Origin of the sequence: Nocardia sp. BMG111209 (genome assembly GCF_000381925.1) — a bacterium.
In the GTDB taxonomy this organism is placed as follows: domain Bacteria; phylum Actinomycetota; class Actinomycetes; order Mycobacteriales; family Mycobacteriaceae; genus Nocardia.
In genome coordinates, this window is sequence record NZ_KB907310.1 from 486,571 (window position 1) to 505,249 (window position 18,679).

At 69.9% G+C, this 18,679-nt stretch carries 15 protein-coding genes; 5 read left to right on the top strand and 10 right to left on the bottom strand.

Features of this window, described 5'->3' with window-relative positions; genetic code table 11:
- Positions 1-85 precede the first annotated feature (85 nt).
- Positions 86-1,063: a proline dehydrogenase family protein gene (locus tag G361_RS0140245; RefSeq protein WP_019932826.1), complete on the bottom strand. Its 978-nt coding sequence runs from the start codon at positions 1,061-1,063 to the stop codon at positions 86-88.
- Positions 1,060-2,715 (bottom strand): L-glutamate gamma-semialdehyde dehydrogenase, encoded by a 1,656-nt coding sequence (pruA, locus tag G361_RS0140250; protein WP_019932827.1) that lies wholly within the window; start codon positions 2,713-2,715, stop codon positions 1,060-1,062. The genes G361_RS0140245 and pruA overlap by 4 nt, the downstream gene beginning before the upstream one ends.
- Positions 2,716-2,802: 87 nt before the next feature.
- Between pruA and G361_RS0140255 the strand changes: the two genes are divergently transcribed.
- From G361_RS0140255 to G361_RS0140270, 4 genes are all read left to right on the top strand, one after another.
- Complete coding sequence (locus G361_RS0140255) at positions 2,803-4,458, top strand: CdaR family transcriptional regulator (protein ID WP_019932828.1); 1,656 nt, start codon at positions 2,803-2,805, stop codon at positions 4,456-4,458.
- A gap of 172 nt (positions 4,459-4,630) precedes the next feature.
- Positions 4,631-4,837, top strand: coding sequence for a hypothetical protein (locus tag G361_RS0140260; protein WP_019932829.1), 207 nt, complete (start codon positions 4,631-4,633; stop codon positions 4,835-4,837).
- 71 nt (positions 4,838-4,908) lie between these two features.
- Positions 4,909-5,376, top strand: coding sequence for a GtrA family protein (locus tag G361_RS0140265; protein WP_052173039.1), 468 nt, complete (start codon positions 4,909-4,911; stop codon positions 5,374-5,376).
- 112 nt (positions 5,377-5,488) lie between these two features.
- Positions 5,489-6,910, top strand: coding sequence for a hypothetical protein (locus G361_RS0140270; RefSeq protein WP_019932831.1), 1,422 nt, complete (start codon positions 5,489-5,491; stop codon positions 6,908-6,910).
- On the opposite strand, the gene G361_RS50035 is transcribed toward G361_RS0140270, so the two are convergent.
- From G361_RS50035 to G361_RS0140305, 6 genes are all read right to left on the bottom strand, one after another.
- Positions 6,911-7,474, bottom strand: coding sequence for a hypothetical protein (locus G361_RS50035; RefSeq protein ID WP_019932832.1), 564 nt, complete (start codon positions 7,472-7,474; stop codon positions 6,911-6,913).
- A gap of 61 nt (positions 7,475-7,535) precedes the next feature.
- Positions 7,536-8,771, bottom strand: coding sequence for a helix-turn-helix domain-containing protein (locus G361_RS46355; RefSeq protein ID WP_155982063.1), 1,236 nt, complete (start codon positions 8,769-8,771; stop codon positions 7,536-7,538).
- 16 nt (positions 8,772-8,787) lie between these two features.
- The gene (locus tag G361_RS46360) at positions 8,788-9,759 is read right to left on the bottom strand and encodes a glucosyl-3-phosphoglycerate synthase (RefSeq protein WP_019932834.1); all 972 of its coding nucleotides are present in this window, start codon (positions 9,757-9,759) and stop codon (positions 8,788-8,790) included.
- Complete coding sequence (locus G361_RS50040) at positions 9,756-11,390, bottom strand: glycosyltransferase family 39 protein (protein ID WP_019932835.1); 1,635 nt, start codon at positions 11,388-11,390, stop codon at positions 9,756-9,758. The genes G361_RS46360 and G361_RS50040 overlap by 4 nt, the downstream gene beginning before the upstream one ends.
- 164 nt (positions 11,391-11,554) lie before the next feature.
- Positions 11,555-13,789, bottom strand: coding sequence for an MFS transporter (locus tag G361_RS51345; RefSeq protein WP_019932836.1), 2,235 nt, complete (start codon positions 13,787-13,789; stop codon positions 11,555-11,557).
- Between the two features lie 2 nt (positions 13,790-13,791).
- Entirely contained in the window at positions 13,792-15,210 is a 1,419-nt protein-coding gene (locus G361_RS0140305; protein ID WP_019932837.1) for a condensation domain-containing protein, read from the bottom strand.
- A 260-nt stretch (positions 15,211-15,470) separates the two neighbouring features.
- Here G361_RS0140305 and G361_RS0140310 point away from each other — a divergent pair, with 260 nt between their 5' ends.
- On the top strand, positions 15,471-16,517 hold the full coding sequence (locus tag G361_RS0140310) for an alpha/beta hydrolase family protein (protein ID WP_019932838.1): 1,047 nt from the start codon (positions 15,471-15,473) through the stop codon (positions 16,515-16,517).
- A gap of 135 nt (positions 16,518-16,652) precedes the next feature.
- On the opposite strand, the gene G361_RS47620 is transcribed toward G361_RS0140310, so the two are convergent.
- On the bottom strand, positions 16,653-17,501 hold the full coding sequence (locus tag G361_RS47620) for a DUF1707 domain-containing protein (protein ID WP_052173014.1): 849 nt from the start codon (positions 17,499-17,501) through the stop codon (positions 16,653-16,655).
- Positions 17,502-17,538: 37 nt separating this feature from the next.
- Complete coding sequence (locus G361_RS0140320) at positions 17,539-18,579, bottom strand: SEFIR domain-containing protein (RefSeq protein ID WP_231387266.1); 1,041 nt, start codon at positions 18,577-18,579, stop codon at positions 17,539-17,541.
- Positions 18,580-18,679 lie beyond the last annotated feature (100 nt).

Sequence of the window (18,679 nt, forward strand, 5' to 3'; positions counted from 1 at the left end):
GGGTGAAACATTTTTCGATTGTGTCCGGATCGTGCGCCGGGTGTTTGCGATATTGCGCCGGGTTTCGCCGATATTTCGGATCGGCTCAGTGCTGTCCGGTGGCCGCCCGCAGGAAGAACGACAGGTTCGCGGGCCGTTCGGCCATCCGGCGGACCAGATAGCCGTACCACTGGTCGCCGAACGGGACGTACACCCGCATCCGCTGCCCCAGCCCCACCAGCCGATCCTGTTCGGCGGGCCGGACGCCGTAGAGCATCTGGAATTCGAACTCGTCGCGACCGCGACCGGATGCGGTGGCCAGCAACGCCGCCGCCTCGATCATCGCCGGATCGTGGGTGGCCACCATCGGATAGCCCTTGCCCGCCATCAGGATTCGCAGACAGCGCAGATAGGAGGCGGAAACCTCCGCCGCCCGCTGGAACGCCACCGGCTCCGGTTCCCGATAGGCGCCCTTGCACAACCGGATTCGCGCACCCTCGGCGGCGAAGCTCCGGCAGTCCGCCTCGGTACGCCGCAGATACGCCTGTAATACCGTGCCGACCGTCTCCGGATGGTCGTGCCGCAGTTCGCGCACGATCGCCAGCGTGGAATCGGTGGTGGTGTGGTTCTCCGCGTCGACGGTGACCCACAGTCCCGCCGCCGCGGCGGCCGCCGCGACCACCCGGGCATTGCCCAACGCCACCGCGTACCCGTCGCCGGGCAGCGCCTGGCCGAGCGCCGACAGCTTCAGCGACACCTCCAGCGGCCGTGCGGTCGCCTCCGAATCCTGCGCCGACAGCCCCGCCAGCACCTCGATCAACGCCAGGTACTGATCCACCACCCGCCGGGCCTGGGCCGGTTCGACGGTGTCCTCGCCGAGATAGTCGATCGAGACGAACTTGTTCTGCCGCAACAACTCCCGGACCGCCGGCAGCGCGCTGTCCCGGTTCGGCCCGGCCACGAACCGGTCGACCACCCGTCGCGTGGCGGGCATCCGGGTGAGCCCGCGTTCCAGGCGCTGCGATCGGGCCGCCGACAACAGCAGCGGACGCAGCGGATGCGCCAGCACCTCCACGGCGCTCATCGCGGATCCGCCGCGTCGGGCTCCTGATGTGGATAGCCGTCGGTGGTCGCTGGTACGAACGTCTCCTTGATCGAGCGCGGCGACACCCAGCGCAGCAGGTTCAGCGGGGATCCGGCCTTGTCGTTGGTGCCGGAGGCGCGGGCCCCGCCGAAGGGCTGCTGGCCGACCACCGCGCCGGTGGGCTTGTCGTTCACGTAGAAGTTGCCGGCCGCGAAACGCAGTGCGGCGCCGGCGGTTTCGATCGCCGACCGGTCCTGCGCCAGGATCGCGCCGGTGAGCGCGTACTTCGACCCGCTGTCCACCAGACCCAGTACCTCCGGGAAGGCGCCCGGCCGATCGTCGTCGTAGACGTGCAGCGACAGGATCGGCCCGAAGTATTCGGTGCGGAACGCCTCGTCGGTGGGATCCTCGCCCATCAGCAGCGTGGGCTCCACGAACCAGCCGATCCGGTCGTCGCAACTGCCGCCGGTGGCGATGGTCAGGCTCGCGGTCGCCTTGGCCCGGTCGATGGCCGCGACATTGCGCTCGAACGATCGCCGGTCGATCACCGCGCCGCCGAAATTAGCGAAATCCGTGACATCGCCGTAGCTCAGCGCGGCGATCCGATCGACCACCTCGCCGCCGATGCGGCTCCACAGCGATTTCGGGACGAAGGCGCGCGAGGCCGCCGAGCACTTCTGCCCCTGATATTCGTAGGCGCCGCGGACCAGTGCCGTGATCAGCGCCTGCGGATCGGCGGAGGGATGCGCGAGCACGAAATCCTTGCCGCCGGTCTCGCCGACCAGCCGCGGATAGCCGTCGTAGCGGTCGATCCGGTTGCCGACCTCCCGCCACAGGTGCTGGAAGGTGGCGGTGGAACCGGTGAAATGGATCCCGGCCAGTCGCGGATCGTCGAGCACCACCGCGGAGACCTCCGGACCGTGACCGTGCACCAGATTGATCACCCCCGGCGGCAGTCCGGCCGCCGCCAGCAGCCGCATCGTGTGATGCGCCGCCACCGCCTGGGTGATCGACGGCTTCCACACCACGGTGTTGCCCATCAGCGCGGGCGCGGTCGGCAGGTTGCCGGCGATCGCGGTGAAGTTGAACGGCGTGACCGCGTAGACGAAACCCTCCAGCGGGCGATGGTCGGTCCGGTTCCACACCCCCGGCGCGGACATCGGCTGCCCGGCCAGGATCTGCCGGGCGAAGTGCACGTTGAAGCGCCAGAAGTCGACCAGTTCGCAGGGCGCGTCGATCTCCGCCTGATACGGGGATTTCGACTGGCCCAGCATGGTGGCGGCGGCGACGGTCTCCCGCCACGGACCCGCCAGCAGATCGGCGGCCCGCAGGAAGACCGCGGCCCGCTCGTCGAAGGGCAGTTCCCGCCACGCCGGGGCCGCGGCCATCGCGGCGGTGACGGCGGCATGTGCGTCGGCGGGGTCGGCCACGGTCAGGGTGCCGAGTACGGCGGCGTGGCGGTGGGGTTGTACGACATCGACGCGCGCGCCGGATCCGCGGCGCGGGCGACCGCCGATGACGTGCGGTAATTCGATCGGGTCGGCGGACAGGGCGGTGATGGCGGCCCGGAGCCGGGTTCGCTCGGGCGTCCCAGGAGCGTACGAATGCACGGGTTCGTTGGCCGGTACGGGGACCGTCGTGATCGCGTCCATGGATGCCAGGAAACACCCTCCGAGGGCAGATCGGATTGTCCGATCGCACTAATTGCGGGGTGTGTCGCTGTCCAGTTGAATGAAAGGGTGTCGAGGTTCCTGTCCCTGTCCGAGTTGCTGTCGTCGCTGACCAACTCGGTCGCCACGCTGGTCGACGCGCCGCAGGGCGACGATGTCGTGGTCGACCAGGTGGCCTTCCTCGACCCGGGCGATCTCCTGATGGACCTGCCACCCGGCCAGCCGCTCGCCGAGGCGTATCTGCAGGTCGGCGTCGGTGACCGGGAGGCGACCGAATGGCTGCGCGCGCTCGCCCGGGACTGCCCGCCCGCCGATCGGCCGCGGGTGCTGTTCGCCAAATCGGTGAGCGCGGAGCTGCGGGCGGCCGCCGCGGCGGCGCGGGTCGCCGTGGTCGCGGTGCATCCGCAGGCGCGCTGGGAGATGGTGTATTCGCTGATCGATCGCATCACCGGGCATACCGCGGGCACGGCTGGGACGGAACAGCCACCGGCGCTGGACACCGATCTGTTCGGGCTGGCCCAGTCGGTCGCCGCGTCCACGCGCGGACTGGTCAGCATCGAGGACGAGCAGTTCCGGGTGCTGGCCTATTCGGCGGACAACGCGGCCGCCGCGGATCCGGTGCGGCGGCTGTCGGTGCTGGGCCGGCAGGGCCCGTCCGGATATATGCGCTGGTTGCAGCGTGCGGGCGTCTTCGATCGGCTGCGCAATTCCGGCGACACGATCGAGGTGCCGCCGCAGCCGGAGTGGGAGACCCGGCGGCGGATCGCCATCGGCATCCGGGAACCGGGCCGCCACGGCGGCCGCGCGCCGGCGGTACTCGGCACGATCTGGGTGCAGGAGGGCGGCGAACCGCTGGACGCCGACAGTCCGCACACCCTGCGCGGCGCCGCCGCCATCGCCGCGCGGGTGATCTGGCGGGCCCGGCGCGCCCCGACCAGTGACGCGCTGCTGATCCAGCGGCTGTTCGGTGCGCACGGCGGCGGCATCGACGTCGCGGCCTTCGCACACCACTTCGGGGTCAGCGCGGACGGGCCGGCGGCGGTCGTGGGATTCGGCCGGTGCGCGGCCGAGGACGACGAGGTGATGCAGCGCGTGATCGTGACTCTGCGGCTGCACGCCAGCGCGTTCCGCCAGGACTGCCTGACCACCATGATCGGCCCGCGGTTGTATGTGCTGTTCCCGGAACATCATTCGGTGGACCGGGTGGCCTCCTGGGCGCGGCAGGTGATCGGCCGGCTCGGTGAGCACTTCGGCCTGGAACTGCGTGGCGCGATCGCGGCCCCGGTCGACGGGCTCGCCGATGTCGCGCGGGCCCGCGCGGAGGCGGACCGGGTGCTCGACCGCACCACCGCGCTGCCGGACGCGGAACCGGTCACCACGCTGGCGCGCTCGCGGACCACGGTATTGCTCGCCGAGATCCTCGCCGCGGTCGGTGCGCGGCCGGACCTGCGGGATCCGCGGGTGGACCTGCTGGAGGAGCACGACCGGAAGTACTCGGCGCGGTTGCGGGCGAGCCTGGACGCGTATCTGCGCCGCTACGGCGATGTGCGTTCCGCCGCGGCCGATCTCGGGATCCACCCCAACACGCTGCGCTACCGGATCCGGCGCGCCGCCGAACTGATGGGTATGGATCTGGATTCCGATGCGGATCGGTTGCTGCTGGAGATCCAGTTGGCCGCGCGGCGGTCGGCGTCCGGCGAGCAGCCCGAGCCCGGACGTCCCTGAGCCCGGTTCGCCCGCGCGCATTTTCCGGCTGCCGCCGCCCGCGCGCATTTCCGGCTGCGCCGTCGGAGACCCCTTCGGGGCGAAATCGGTCCACCGCCACCGACTGTGTTGCATCATGTCGCACAAGGGTTCTCGTGCCGTTCGTCGATGGTGTGCGAAAGGGAGTGTGTATATGGACAATCCAGTGTTCCACCAGTGGCCGGGCCACGGGCTCACACCCGCACAGATGCACGGCGAGCTGAACAGACGGCATTCGGAGTGCACGCTCGACGGCTGCGATATGAAGCGCTACTGCTGGACCAGACTCATCGATCTCGGCCATCCGCATCCGGGGCTGACCGTCGCCGCCTGTCCCGCCTGCCGCGTCAACGTGGCGTGATGCACCGGCGGCGAACCGGGATTTCGCTGTTCGATAACCGCACGGACACCTACCGGTGGCAGCGTGACGAGGTGCGGATCGAACCCGAAACCGCCGCGGTGCGGCTGGCGGCCCTGTTCCACCAGTGCTGCGCCGCGGTGGTCGCCAGATTGCCGTTCGGGTTGAATACCGTTGTCGCACCGACCTTTCTGGGCTTCGCGGTGATCAACGGCTGTACGTTCGCCGTGGATCTGCTGGTGCTCACCCTCCTGCACGGCGTGGTGCCGTTGCCGGTCGCGATCACCGGTGGATACGCGGTGGCCTTCGGCCTGAGCTATGTCCTGAACCGGGCGCTGAACTTCCGCTCGCATGCCGCGGTGGTGCCGCAACTCGCGGTGTACGTCGCGGCGGTGGTGGTCAACTATCTGGCCTTCATCCTCGGTGTCTCCAGCGGATTGGCGGCGGTCGGCGTCGAATATCACCTCGCTCGCATCCTGGCCGGTGCGGGTGAGGCGGCGTTCATGTACTCGGCCATGAAATGGGTGATCTTCCGCCGCTGATGCCCGCTCTGCCGGAATTCGGGTGATTTTGTACCCTGGCAGTCGGATTCGATCACCCCGCTCGGACCACGCGCGGGGTGATCGCCGGTGGAGAGGGAACAGCGTGAGCGGGTTGGTGCGGAGCGTGCTGGGCGTCGTGTTCGCGACGGTGCTGGCGGCGGCCCCGGCCGCGGCGGAACAGTTCGGACCCGCGGCCCCGCCGAATCCGTGGCTGGGCCCGGCCGGTACCGCGACCATGCACGGCGATGCCGAGGCCTCCGACACCACGCCGCTGCCCGGACCGGGTGCCGGGCCGATCGAGGCGATTTTCCATCCGATCGGCGGCGCCTGCCCGACCATCCTGGTCGGATCGGACGGCCTGCCGGTGGCGCTGTGCACGCTGATCACCACCCGTATCCCGACCGCCTTCCTCCTGGATCCGGCCGGGGGCGCGCCGCTGGCCGCGCTGCCCACCCGCACCGGCGGCGGCACCGTGCTCGGCGGGGTGTACGCCTTCCTCGACAACCGGGATCGGCTGGTGACCGTCGACGGCGCGGGCGATCTGGAATGGATCGGGCACGACCGCGGCGGCCCGGACGGGACCTGGCGGCTGTACGTCGAGCACACCGCGCCGACCTCCGCGATCGTGCCCGCGGGTGACTCCGTCTCGTCGGCGACCCCCGATCGGTCCGGCGCGATCTGGCTGGCCACCGAACACGGCACCGTCGGGGTACTGCGGCCCGACGGTGGTATCGCCGCGGCGCCGCTCGGCGCGGGGGAACTGGTGGAGAACAGCATCGCCGCGGCGGCCGGCGGGGTCGCCGTCGCCACCGATCACGCGCTCTACCTGCTGCGCACCGACGCCGCCGGTACGCCGTCGATCGTCTGGCGGCAGGCCTACGACCGCGGCCCCGCCCGCAAACCCGGTCAGCTCAGCGCCGGTACCGGCGCCACACCCACCTTCTTCGGGCCGGGTACCGGCTCGGAGTACGTCACGATCACCGACAACGCGGTGCCGCAGGAACATCTGCTGGTCTATTCGACGGCGACTGGGGACCAGATCTGCTCGGTCGCGTTGCTGCCGCCGGGACCCAGCGGCACCGAGAACTCGCCGATCGGTATCGGCAACACCGTCGTCGTCGCCGGTACCTACGGCTATCCGTATCCGGCCGGCGCGGTCGGGCCCAGCGATCCGGCGTCGGCGCCCTTCACCGGCGGGATGACGCGGGTCGATGTCGACCCGTCCGGCGCGGGTTGCGCGGTCCGCTGGAACAACACCGTGCCCTCGGCGGCGGTGCCGCGGCTGTCCACCGCCGACGGCCGGATCTACACCTTCACCCGGCACACCGCGACCGCCGCCGCGGCGACGCCGCTGGACGGTTACGACTACGCCGTGATCGATGCCGCCACCGGCGCGCTGGAAACCGAACAACCCGTCGGCGCCGGCCTGCCGGTCGACACCCTGGAGATGGTGGGCTCGATCGCGCCCGGCGGCGTGCAGTACCAGGGCACGGTGACCGGATACTTCAGCGTGCGGCCACATCCGGCCGGCTGATCATCGCTGCTGCACCTCGAGGAGGGTCGCGGATCCGACCGCCGGCCGCTGCTCGTGCATGGTGATCACGTCACCGGGCCGCAGATGCCGCCAGGCGTCGGGGGTGAGTGGCAGCAATCGGATCCGCCCGCGCCCGCCGACGGGGATCTCCGGGGCGAACTCGACCCGGATCTGGGCCAGCCGCAGGCCGACGGTGTCGTCGCCGGTCGCCCACATCGGCCGCAGACCCGAGCCCGGAACCGCGATCCGGCGGCCGCCGGACTCGGGTGGCAACAGCCACAGATCGGCGCGAATGATACTGCCGCAACGGGTTTCGGCCGCCCGCCAGCGGCACCAGTCGGCATCGTGCGGTAGCGACAGCTGTTGCGCGACCCCGGCGAGCAGTTTCCAGTATTCGGCGCTCTGCCAGCGCAGGCCCTCGAACTCCTGGAGTATGCCCAGCGCCATCTCCCATTCGCCGAAACGGAGATATTCGTGGACGTCCGCGACCGTCAGCCCGGCCTCGCTCCGCGCATCCGTCGGCACCGATTCGGCCGCGAGGCGCAACGACACGGGAACGTTCATCCACCGATTCTCGCGGAACGCGGAAATCGCCCGCGCACGGACGTCCGTGCCGGCCTCCCGCTCACACTGCCCGGTCCAGTTGGGAGTCGGGGTCGTCGCCGTGCACCGAGCGGTGGATCGCGCGGGCGATCATGCTGGAGCGCAGGTACCAGAGGTCCGTGGCCCGGGAGGGATCGAGCCCGGTCAACTCGGTGATCCGGGCCAGCCGCCGGCGCAGCACGCCGACCGGCACCCCGAGCCGTTGCGCGGTGGCCGCCCGGCCGCCGGCGGCGAGGAATTCGCCGAGCATGTGCTCGAGTTCCGGTTCGGTCTGCAGCGGCGCGAGCACCGAGCGGATCTTCTCGTTCGCCGTGCCGGGACGGCCCAGCTGGTATTCGCAGGCGAGATCCTCGAATCGGTACAGCCCCGGGCCGCGGCCCAGCCGCACCGCGAGATCCAGCAGCTCGTGGGCCAATTCGACGGCCGGCGGGATCCGGTCCCGATCGGCGTCGGCCATCGCGACGGTGACCGGCCCGGCCGCGGCGCGGGCGAGCCGGGCCACCAGATCGTCCGGATCGCCGGTCGCGGCCGGGGGGAGCAGCAGGGTGCCACCGTCCACGCTGAGCTGGGTCAGCACGCCGGGCCCGCAGGCGATGGCGAGTTCGGCCTGCACCCGCCGCAGTTTGCGGCGGGCGACCACCCGTGCGTCCAGGCGCCGATCGTGTTCGTCGGGATGCGGGCCCAGCGCCACCGCCAGCACCCGATAGGTATCGGCGATCTCGATGTCGCCGGAGGCGGAGGCCCCGGCCACGTTCCCGGCGAGCAGCCGTGCGGTGACGGTCTGCACGACCGCCCGTTGTTCCGCGGCCAGCGCCCGGATCTCCCGGACGTAGCCGCGCGACACTGCGGTCGACATGGTCCGGATGATGTCGATGAGCGCGATCCCGTTGCCGCGCGCGGTCCGGACGGTCGACCAGGGCAGCGTGGGCGCGAGCTGCTGGAACGCCGTCCCGATACCCGCGTGCACCGCGTGCTGCAGCGGCTCCACGGGCAGATCCAGCTGCGCCCAGCGGGCCGCCACGGTCTCGATCCGGGCCAGCGCGCTGCCGCTCACCGGCGTCTGCGCGCGCAGGACCTGTCCGAGTTCGCCCGCGCAGATGTTCACCAGCAGCGTCAGATCCGCGCGGGCCCGGCCGCCGGCCCGATCACCGAGGATTTCCGCGACGAGTCCGCGCACCACCGGTGCCGCGAGCAGCGGCGGCGTCGTCACGGCGCCGGTACGGTTGCGGCCGCGGCCGGTCGCGCGGGAAACAGACATCCGACCCTCCATCGATTCAACTCATCGAATGTATGCCGAACAGCGGGTCCACCGGGCCGTGATCGCCGTGCCCGGTGGCCGGCATTTCCGTGAGCAGCCGCATCGGCGGCCGATCGGCGCTCCCGAGCTCGCTGACCACCCGCCGCCAGCCGTCCCCGTCCGGCACGAACCGGGCCAGGCCGCGGCCCGAATCGCGGATGCCGAGGCGGTCGAGCAGGGTCGCCACGACCTGCCGGCTCATCACGGCCAGTTCGTGATCGGGCCGGTTGCGGTGTCGGCGGGTGCCGAGGTCGACCTCCGCGATCGCCCCGATGCCGTGGCGCTGCCAGCAGTCGACCAGGATGCCGATCTCGACCCCGTATCCGGGTGCGAACGGGATGCCCGCGAGCAACTCACGGGTGGCGGCGTACTCACCCCCGAGCGGCTGGACGATCTCGCCCAGTTCGGGGGCCAGGGCCGTCAGCAGCGGACGCGCGACGAGCTGGGTGACCCGGCCGCCGCCGTCGGCCTCGTCGGATCCGCCGGTGCGCAACGGCCGCCGATAGAAACCTTTCACCAGCCGTACCTCGTCGTCGAACAACAACGGCGCCAGCAGGGACGGTACGAACATCGGGCTCGGCGAGATCAGATCGGAGTCGACGAACACGATCAGATCGCCGCCGGCCACCGCGAGCGACCGCCACAGCACCTCCCCCTTACCCGGCACCGGCGGCACCCGCGGCAACGCCTGCTCGCGGGTGTACACGGTGGCGCCGGCCGCGCGGGCGGCCGCCACGGTGCCGTCGGTGGAGCCGGAGTCGATGACGAGCAGTTCGTCGACCAGCGTGCCGACCAGCGGATGGATGGACGCGATCACCGCACCGACGGTCGCCTCCTCGTCCAGCGCCGGCAACACCACCGACACCCGCCGCTGTCCCTTGCGCTCGACGAGTTCGGGAACCGACCACGGCCGATCGAACCAGGTGGGTGTCCGGTGGACCACGGTCATGATGAATACCTCTCCGGTGCAGGGGAATTCGGAACGGATCGGAGTCCGGGATCGAGTACGAGGGTGCTACGGTCCCGCCACAGCACCGGCCACGGCCGCCGCGGCCGATCACAACGCCACACCGTGACACCGCGATCGATACCCGGGAAGCCGAGCGGATCGTCCAGCCGCGCCACCGGGCGCACCGATTCGAAGGCGGTATCGAGGCCGGCGGCGTCGCCCGCGGTCACATACAGCACGGTGCGCGTATCGTCCGGTGGCGCACCGAAATAGGCGTAACCCCGATTCGGGCTGTACACCGGCGGCCGGGTGCCCAGCACGTCGATCGCGGCGGCCTGCCAATAGGTTTGCGCGACCACCACGGCAGTGTCGCGGTCGGCCGGTGGTAGTTCGGCGTAGGCGCGGTCGACGGCGCCGACCAGCCCGGACCAGCCGGTCGTGCCGAAAGTGCGCATACGCGCGGACAATTCGGCCTGGGTGTCGGTCGGCTGCCGCAGTCGCGAGATCGGTTGTGGCAGTAGCGTGACGACGGTCGCCGCGATCGCGACGGAGATCGCGACCACCGCCACTCCGGTGATGCGAATTGTTCTGCGCGACAGTGCTTTCGGTGCCTCCATGCTCGTGGCCCGGCGTGTTGTCGCCGCCGCCACCATATCCGCCGGGCGGCGGTGCGTTCTCCGCCTCGCCGGAGCCGAGGTGCTCCGTGTTGCTCCCGGCCACAACACGGTTGCCGCTACCGCTCCGGCGGCGAACAGGACCGGGAAACAGGCGGTCAGGTAGTAGGGCCGTCCGCCCACGGCGATCACGAACAGCGTTTGCAGCAGCGTCGCGATTCCGAGGAACCGATACGGCCGGAAGTCGTTCCGCCACAACAGGGCCCACAGGCCCAGCAACGCGAGCAATCCACCGAGCAGACCGGTGAGGATCGCCCACTGCACGGGCAGACCCGCCACGCCGCCGGTCGCGGCTCGCTGTTCGGTGCGGATGATCGCACCCATCGCCAACTGCGGCCAGCCGTGTCGCCGCTGCCATTCCACACCGGGTATCGCGGCGACCAGGACGATCGCCACACCGGCCCAGAAGGCGCTGCGGCGCAACAGATCCCGTGGGCCGATCGCCGTCGCAGCTGCCACCAGCGCTGCCACCAGCACGAGGATCAGCAATTTCACCTGGACGTCGATCGCCACCACGATCGCCGCCGCCACCAGCAGCCGGTCCCGGCGTACTCGCGTCCAGCGCACCAGCAGCCAGATCACCGCCGCCCCCGCGGTGCTGTCGAGGGCGAAGGTCGAGAGGCTCGCCGCCTGGGTGATCAGGTACGGGCTGGTGGCGTAGCCGGCCGCCGCCAGCCACTGCGCCCGCCGCCGCCCACCCAGCTCGCGAGCCGTCGCGGCGGCGAGCACCACCCCGGCCACTGCGGCGAGGATCGCCGGAAGTCGCAGCAGCACCAGCGATCCGGGGTCCACCGCGGCCGCGAGCCGCGCCAGCAGCGGGATCAGCGGCCCCTGATCGGCATAACCGGCCTGGAGATGCCGCCCTGCCGCGAGGAAATACAGCTCGTCCCCGAAGTAGTCGTAGCGAGCGCTTCGGACGAGCAGCACCAGCGCGGTCACTCCCGCGATCAGCGCCACCGGTCTCCAGGCTGGATCGGCGGGTTCCAGCTGTGCCGAATCGATGGGTTTCGGCGGCGATGAAATATGTTGCCCGGCAACGCTCGAGGACGAATCCCGCTGGATCGCAGTGGGATTCGGACCGGTTGCGCCACACAGCGACTCGGCCCCACCCGGCGCCGTGCTCACCGCGGCGCTCCCGGTCGCCGGGGCAAGACGAGGGTCAGCGCGGTGAGTAGGCTCGCGACGGCGGCGATGATCCACAACACCGTGACGCATGCCGACAGATAGGTCGGTGCCGTGGCCGCCGCCGAGACCGCCGCGTCGGTGGCGGCGCAACCTCGCCCGGCGAGCGTATGTTCCGGCGCGGCGAATGCGGCGTGTGCGCACCGGCCGAACTGCCCGACCGCGTCGGCACCGGTATCGGCAGGCGTTCCGGATACGGCGAGATGTTGCGTCAGCACCGTTTCGGCGCTCGCGACACCGGAACCCGTTGCGACACCGCCGAAGAACACGCTCCCCAGCGCCGCGGCGCCGATCGCACTGCCGAGCTGCTGCACTGTGGGCGCCAGTCCGGATGCGATCCCGGTCGACCGCTCACCCAATCCCGCCACCATGACGGCGGGCAACGGCGCGGCGAACCAGCCCATTCCGGCCCCCGCCAGCAATATCGGCACACTCAACGCATGGGTGTCGATACCCCCCGAGGACGGATGAACCGTGAGCGCCATCTGCGCCGTCGCTACCGCGAACAACGCGATCCCGATGGTCAGCGCCCGAGAACCGCAGCGCGCCAACAGAATCGGTGAGGTGAGCGCCGCGACCAGCGCACCCAGCGCGAACGGCAACATCAGCCGGCCGGTCTCCCATGCCGAGAATCCCAGCCCCGACTGCGCGGTCACCGACACCGTCAGCAGCAGCGCCGCGAACAGCCCGTAGAACAGCAGCAGCAGGACCGACCCGATCCCGAATCCGCGATCACCGAACACCTCGGCGCTGACCAGCGGCGTCCCACCCCGCCGCGCGACCCGCCGCTGCTGCCCGGCGAATCCGGCCAGCACCACCACCCCGAACACCAGCACCGCGACCGTCATCGGCGGCCACCCCGCCTGCTGCCCGGTGGTCAGCGGAAACAGCACCGCCAGCAGCCCGGTCGTCGACAGCCCCGCACCCACCCAGTCGATCGGCACATACCCACGCGCGAATGCCTCGGTCTGCTGTGCCTTCGACTGCCCACGCGCGAATGCCTCGGCCCGCGGCGTCTTCGACCTCGCCGACGTCGAGTACGCGGCGTTCGACGCGGGTCGGCCGACCGCTTCGTCGGTGGTGCGGACCGGTGTCGTACGGGTGGTCTCGGTCCGTCCCGGCTGCTCGATGTCGCACTCCGGAGCCGGATCGTCCGCCCGCGACCATCGCACGGTGCCGTGGGTCTGTGCCCAGCGGGCGACGTCGGCGGCCTGTGCCCAGTGCGTGACGCCACAGGCGCGTGTCCATCGGTCGATCTCGTCGGCGAGTGCGCGCCGAGTGATACTCCCGGTCTGTGCCCACGCGGCGATGTCGTCGGCTTCCGCCCATCGAGGGGTTGCACCGGCCGGTGTCCGCCGAGCGGTATCCCGGATCCGTACCGGAAGCCGCGGAGCTTCGGCGGTGCGAGCGGGGCGGGGTGCGGGCCGAATGTTGTTGTCCGGAGCGGGTTGCCGGTGACCTGTAATGGAGACCGGTTGTCCTTGTCGGTTTTCGGGCCGGTGTCCGATGGGGGACGGAATCGGGCTGCCGACGGGCGGGGCAGAATCGGGCTGCGACGAGATCCCTCCCGCACCGTCGGCGCGCAGATAGCGGGCCGCTGCCACCAGTGCGGCCGTGCCGATCGGCAGGTTCATGAGAAAGATTGCCCGCCAGCCCCATTCGAACGGGTTCGCGCTGACGATCAGCCCGCCCAACAGCGGTCCGGCCAGTCCCGCCAGCCCGGCGACCGCACCGTAGATGCCGAATATCATCGGGCGCCGCTGCGGTGCGAACGCCGCGGCCAGGATGGCGATGGTCTGCGCGGCCACCGCGGCGGCGCCCACGCCCTGGGCCGCGCGGCCGGCCACGAGTTCGAGTGGTGTGCGGGCGAGTCCGCACCCCAGCGAGGCCGCGGTGAACAGCGTCATACCGAGCAGGAACAGTCGGCGCCGGCCGAATCGGTCGCCGAGCCGGGCCGCGGTCAGGAGGGTGCAGGCGAAGGCCAGTCCGTACCCGGTCACCACGAACATCTGTACCGTGCCGGTGGCCGACAGGTCCCGGGTCAGTACCGGTAGCGCGGTGTTGACGATGGTCAGGTCCAGCATCTGCACGAATACCGCGAGCAGGCACGCCGCCAGCGATCCCCAGGCCTGCCCACCGGGGGCGGCGGTGACCGTCGTGTCCTCGACGGCCACGATCAGGCGCCGACGGGCAGCGCGTAGTCACCGTCGCCGGCGACGGTGGTGATGATCGAGGTCAGCGTCTTGATGTAGCGCTCGATCGACTCGTGCGCCTCGTCGGTGTCGGGGAACAGCAGGCTCAGCTGGGTCACGTCGAGGAACCGGTTGACCCAGACGTACACCTCGTTCGCGGCGGCGCGATTGGCGAACATCCCGCCATTGATCCGATCGAACATATCCGCGCCCGCGATCTTGCGGACGTCGACGTAGGACAGCATCATCGCCACCCAGCCCGGCCGCACCCGGATCCCCAGGTCGGGTACGGCGAGTTCCAGCACCCGATGCGGTGACACGTCGGCCAGGCCGCGTGCCCGGTCGGCGGCCTCCTGCGCGCCGGCGACGAGCGTGGCGAAGGTGGCCTCGGCCGGTACGTCGAAGGCGACCGGCACCAGATTGGTGAAGTAGCCGACCGAGCCGTTCTCCCCGGGAGTGCGGCGGGTGTTGGCCGGGGTCAGCACGAAATGCCAGTCGTTGCCGGTCAATTCGGCCTCGGCGAGGGCCAGCGCCGCGAACAGTCCGCCGACGAAGCGGCCGCCGTGGTCGTCGCAGGCCTGCTCGAAGCGCAGCGCGTCGGATTCGGTGAACAGCGGCATGGTGATCTGGGCGCCGCGGTGGTATCCGGCGGCTCCGGCCGGTCCGAGGTAGAGCGGGAAGGTCGGCATGTCACCGCCGTTGCGCTGCAACAGCTTCAGCCAGGTGTCCACCTCCGGCGACAGTGCGGTCAGCCGGGTGTTGTCGGCGCGCTCGCGCAGGCAGTAGTCCAGGTGCCCGTCCACCGGGTCCAGTGCCATTGGTGCGCCGGACAATTCACCGCCGTAGAGCATCAGCAGATCCATACAGGTCAGCGCCTGCGCGACCCCGTCGGTGTGCAGATGATCGACCGCCGCGTACACCGTGAACGACTCCGCGCGGGCGATCACCCCGAAGCTGAAGCAATCCCAGTGCAGCGCATCGGGTGTCGTGTCCTGCACATGGCGGCGGAGGTCCTCCGCGTCGGCGAACTCGCCGTGATCGGCGGGAATCAACTCGATCTGCGCGGCATCGACCACGTGCCGGATCACCCGGCCGTCGTCCTCGACCGCGAATCGGCTCGCGAAGGTGTCGTGGCGGCGCACGAAGGCGGTGACCGCCCGCGTCATCGCGGAAAGGTCCGGCTCACCCGGAATGTCGAACGAGACCATGCACAACCGCGACGCCCGATGCCCGGCGCGAGCGGTGCGGTGGGAAGTGCGCAGATACTCCTGCTGCTGATACGTCGGCGGGGCCGGATGCACCGGTGCGGTCGCCATCGCCTCCCGCGCCTGTGGCGATACGCGCCAGCCGGTGAGCCGGCCCGGCTGCGGATGCCAGTCGTCGAAGAAGCCGAAATTGACCATGAGTACCCTCGATTCACAGCGGATGCACAGCTGCCGGAGACCGACTGCGGCGGTCGACGACCGGACGGCACGGCGACCGGGTTATCAGTGAACGGCAGTCACCGGATCTCCGGCCATGCCTGCGGCGGAATTATGTGAACATTTCCAGCCCGTCGCCGATGCGGTGGCACGAAATCCAATCCTGCGCGAGGCCCCCTGTCGCCCTTCGCCGTTCGTCGGTACCGTCGCCGTGGAATCGGTCGGTAAGCCGGGAGGCGCAGGTGGGCAGATATATTCGCAGCCGGACCGGCACGGTGCTGACCTCGCTGCTCGCGCTCGCCCTCGCCGGCGCGGCCACCGCGAGCGCCGACCCCGTCCCCACCCCGATCGCCGCGCTGACCGCCGCCGCGCGGCCCGCCGTCGACGGTTCCCGCCTCACCGGCATCGCCGAGGGCCCCGGCCGCATGGTCGACATCGAGGTGTACTCGGCCGCGATGAACGCCACCATCACCGTGAAAGTGCTTCGCGCTGTGGACGATTCGAGGCCAGCGCCGGTGCTGTACCTGTTGAACGGCGCCAACGGCGGCACCGACGGTTCCAGCTGGACCCAGCAGACCGACATCGCCGACTTCTTCGCCGACAAACAGGCCACCCTCGTGATCCCGATGGGCGGCCGCGGCAGCTATTTCACCGACTGGCAGACCGACGACCCCGTCCTGGGCCGCCAGCGCTGGACCACCTTCCTCACCCGCGAACTACCCCCGGTGATCGACTCCACCTTCCACGGCACCGGCGCGAACGCCATCGCCGGCATCTCGATGGCCGGCACCTCGGTGTTCCAACTGGCCCTCGCCGCTCCCGGCCTCTACCAGGCCCTCGGCTCCTACAGCGGCTGCGCCCAGACCAGCACCCCCGAGGGGGAGGTCTTCGTGGCCGCGGTGGTCAGCCGCTGGTCCGGGAACACCATGAACATGTGGGGCCCCTTCGGCGGCCCCACCTGGGCCGCCAACGATCCCTATCTGCATGCCGACCGCCTGCGCGGCACCGCTATCTACGTCTCCTCCGGCACCGGCCTGGCCGGCCCCCTGGACACCCTCGACGGTCCCGGCATCAACGGGAACCCCGGCAAACTGATCGCGCAACTGACCTCCGGCGGCATCCTGGACGCCGTCACCAACCAGTGTTCGCACGCCTTCCAGGCGCGGCTGGACGACCTGAACATCCCGGCCACCTTCGTCTTCCGAACCCTCGGCACCCACTCCTGGGGCTATTGGCAACAGGATCTGCACGACTCCTGGCCCCTGTTCAGCGCCGCCCTCGGCGGCTGAATCCGCAATTCGCCGCTACGACAGGCGATTCGGGCAGTGCCGCGGCCACCTCGCGTCGGCCGCGGCACCTCGGAGAGGCCGGCGGCGCCGCCGTGCGCGGATGGTCGCGGTCGGCGCCGATGTCTCGAACCGGTGTTACTTCGCGGAGGTGTGCAGGTCGCCGAACACCGCGTAGCCGTCGCCGCCGGAAGTCAGGTCGGTGACCTGAATGCGAAGCCGCAAGGGATGGTCGAAGTCGACGTGGATCGGGACGGTGTCGCCGAGTTTGACGGCAGTGTCCGATACGAGGACACCGTCGGCGTAGATCTGGAACTGCATGGACATACCGGACGGTGTCGCATCGTCGCGAACGCCGATGGTGGTATCCAGGTGAATGTATTTCCGGCCCAGATTGTATTCGACGAAGCCCAGCCGGTGTGCCTGCGGTTCGACCATGACCGAGCGGGTGAAGGTGGTGCCGGATACCTCCGCCGGGCCGGTGTCGAAGCTGTAGTAGGTCGCACCGTCGAGTTTCTTTCCGTCCATCACATACAGCACGTCGGGAAATTCCGTGCCCGACAACCCGGTCGTGGCTGTCGTGGAGCGGGTCGCGGTCGTCGTCGGCGAGGACGACGCGGCGGTGGTGCCGGTCGCGGGCGGGGTGGTGGTGGGGGCCAGGACGGTCGTGACCACGGTCGGTTTGGCCGCCTGCGAATGCGAGCGGTCCACGAGGACGATCGCGACGGCGACGGCGAGAATGACCAGTGCGCCACCGAATGCGGCGGGCGCCGCGAATCGCTTCCACCGGCGGGTGCCGTCGGTGAGGGCGGGCAGATCGGAGAGCACCGCGTCGATCTGCGACTGGGTCGTGGCGGCCTGAATGCGCGCGGATCTCTGGTCGAATTCCGCGAAGGTGATCCGGTCCGCGCCGAGGTGCTGCTCGAGCAGATTCAGCGCATTCTGACGTTCGGTGATTCCGATTCGGGGTTGGGGATTTTCATCCATGCTGACAAGCCCAACGTTCTCTTGTAGTTGACAGTGCTCATTCGAACAGGGTCGGATCGCCCCACGCGAGTTCGGGGAGACGGGTCGAACGACCCATCACCGCAACGGCTCCCGCCAGCATCGGATTCTGGACCGTATCCGGCCGGTAGGCGACCATGCGCAGGCGGAGTACGCGTTCGACGTTGTAATTGATCCGGACCGGTGCGCCGTAGCCCACCCGGACCTGTTGCTGCGGTTCGTTGTCCAGGAAGACCTGGAAGTAGCCGATCTGATTCGCGTCGGTGGCGCTGTCGAGAATGCCGACCACGGTTTCGAATTCGTGGTATCGGCGGCCCAGGGTGTACTCGACCGCGCTGCGCGGATCACCGCAGAAGACGTTGCAGCGGTGCACGATACTGTTGCCGTAGTGTTCGGCATCCAGATCCGCGCCGCCGAACGTCAGGTCGGCTCCGATCTGGGAGGGTTGCAGCACCGAGGTCAGCAGTCGCGCCTTCCGGCGTACCGGGCCCGAAATCGCCGGTGCGGCAGTCTTTCCGGCGTAGGGCGAGCCGACCCAGGTGCCGCGCGCCGGCATCGGATGTTCGCCCTCGCCGGTGATCGCCACGAGCAGATCCGTGATGCTGTCGACGGTGAATTCGTCGATCACGTAATGAGTGGCGGAATAACCCGTGAGGAATACGGGGATCTCGTCGATGGACCGCCCGGGCAGCACCACGGGAAGAATCCGCCTGGTCTGTTCGATCAGGTTCCGGGTGAGTTCGTTGCGCAGTATCGCCGCCTCGAACTGCGCGCCGCGCCCCTCCTCCGGCGGTGCGAATCCGTCGGCGCGCTTCTTGTAATCGGGTGAGGCGATGACCAGGATGAAATCCGCACGGGTGAGCTGATCAATCGCCCAGCCGGACCAGTCGCGTCGCTGATTGTCGTACCAGGTGTCCAGATGGACGTCGAGGCCGGCGTCCTCGCGGAGAAATGTGGCGAACCGGCGGACCAGTTCCTTGTGTTCCGGAGAGTCGTGAGAATAAGTAACGAATACGCGCGGCGCTTCGCCGCCCCCCTCGGACAAATTCCGTTGCCCCACACTCAATTCGTCCGTCCTCGATACCGAGCGATCGTCGTCCTGCGAGCAGCCTACGCTGCGGTCGTACATCGGAAACCCTCATGATCCATTCGGTCGGATT

What these genes read in the sequence shown, in the direction of transcription:
- G361_RS0140245 (WP_019932826.1), bottom strand. Translation starts at nt 1,063, where the DNA reads ATGAGCGCCGTGGAGGTGCTGGCGCATCCGCTGCGTCCGCTGCTGTTG.
- pruA (WP_019932827.1), bottom strand. Translation starts at nt 2,715, where the DNA reads ATGGACGCGATCACGACGGTCCCCGTACCGGCCAACGAACCCGTGCAT.
- G361_RS0140260 (WP_019932829.1), top strand. Translation starts at nt 4,631, where the DNA reads ATGGACAATCCAGTGTTCCACCAGTGGCCGGGCCACGGGCTCACACCC.
- G361_RS50035 (WP_019932832.1), bottom strand. Translation starts at nt 7,474, where the DNA reads ATGAACGTTCCCGTGTCGTTGCGCCTCGCGGCCGAATCGGTGCCGACG.
- G361_RS46355 (WP_155982063.1), bottom strand. Translation starts at nt 8,771, where the DNA reads ATGTCTGTTTCCCGCGCGACCGGCCGCGGCCGCAACCGTACCGGCGCC.
- G361_RS46360 (WP_019932834.1), bottom strand. Translation starts at nt 9,759, where the DNA reads ATGACCGTGGTCCACCGGACACCCACCTGGTTCGATCGGCCGTGGTCG.
- G361_RS0140305 (WP_019932837.1), bottom strand. Translation starts at nt 15,210, where the DNA reads ATGGTCAATTTCGGCTTCTTCGACGACTGGCATCCGCAGCCGGGCCGG.
- G361_RS47620 (WP_052173014.1), bottom strand. Translation starts at nt 17,501, where the DNA reads ATGGATGAAAATCCCCAACCCCGAATCGGAATCACCGAACGTCAGAAT.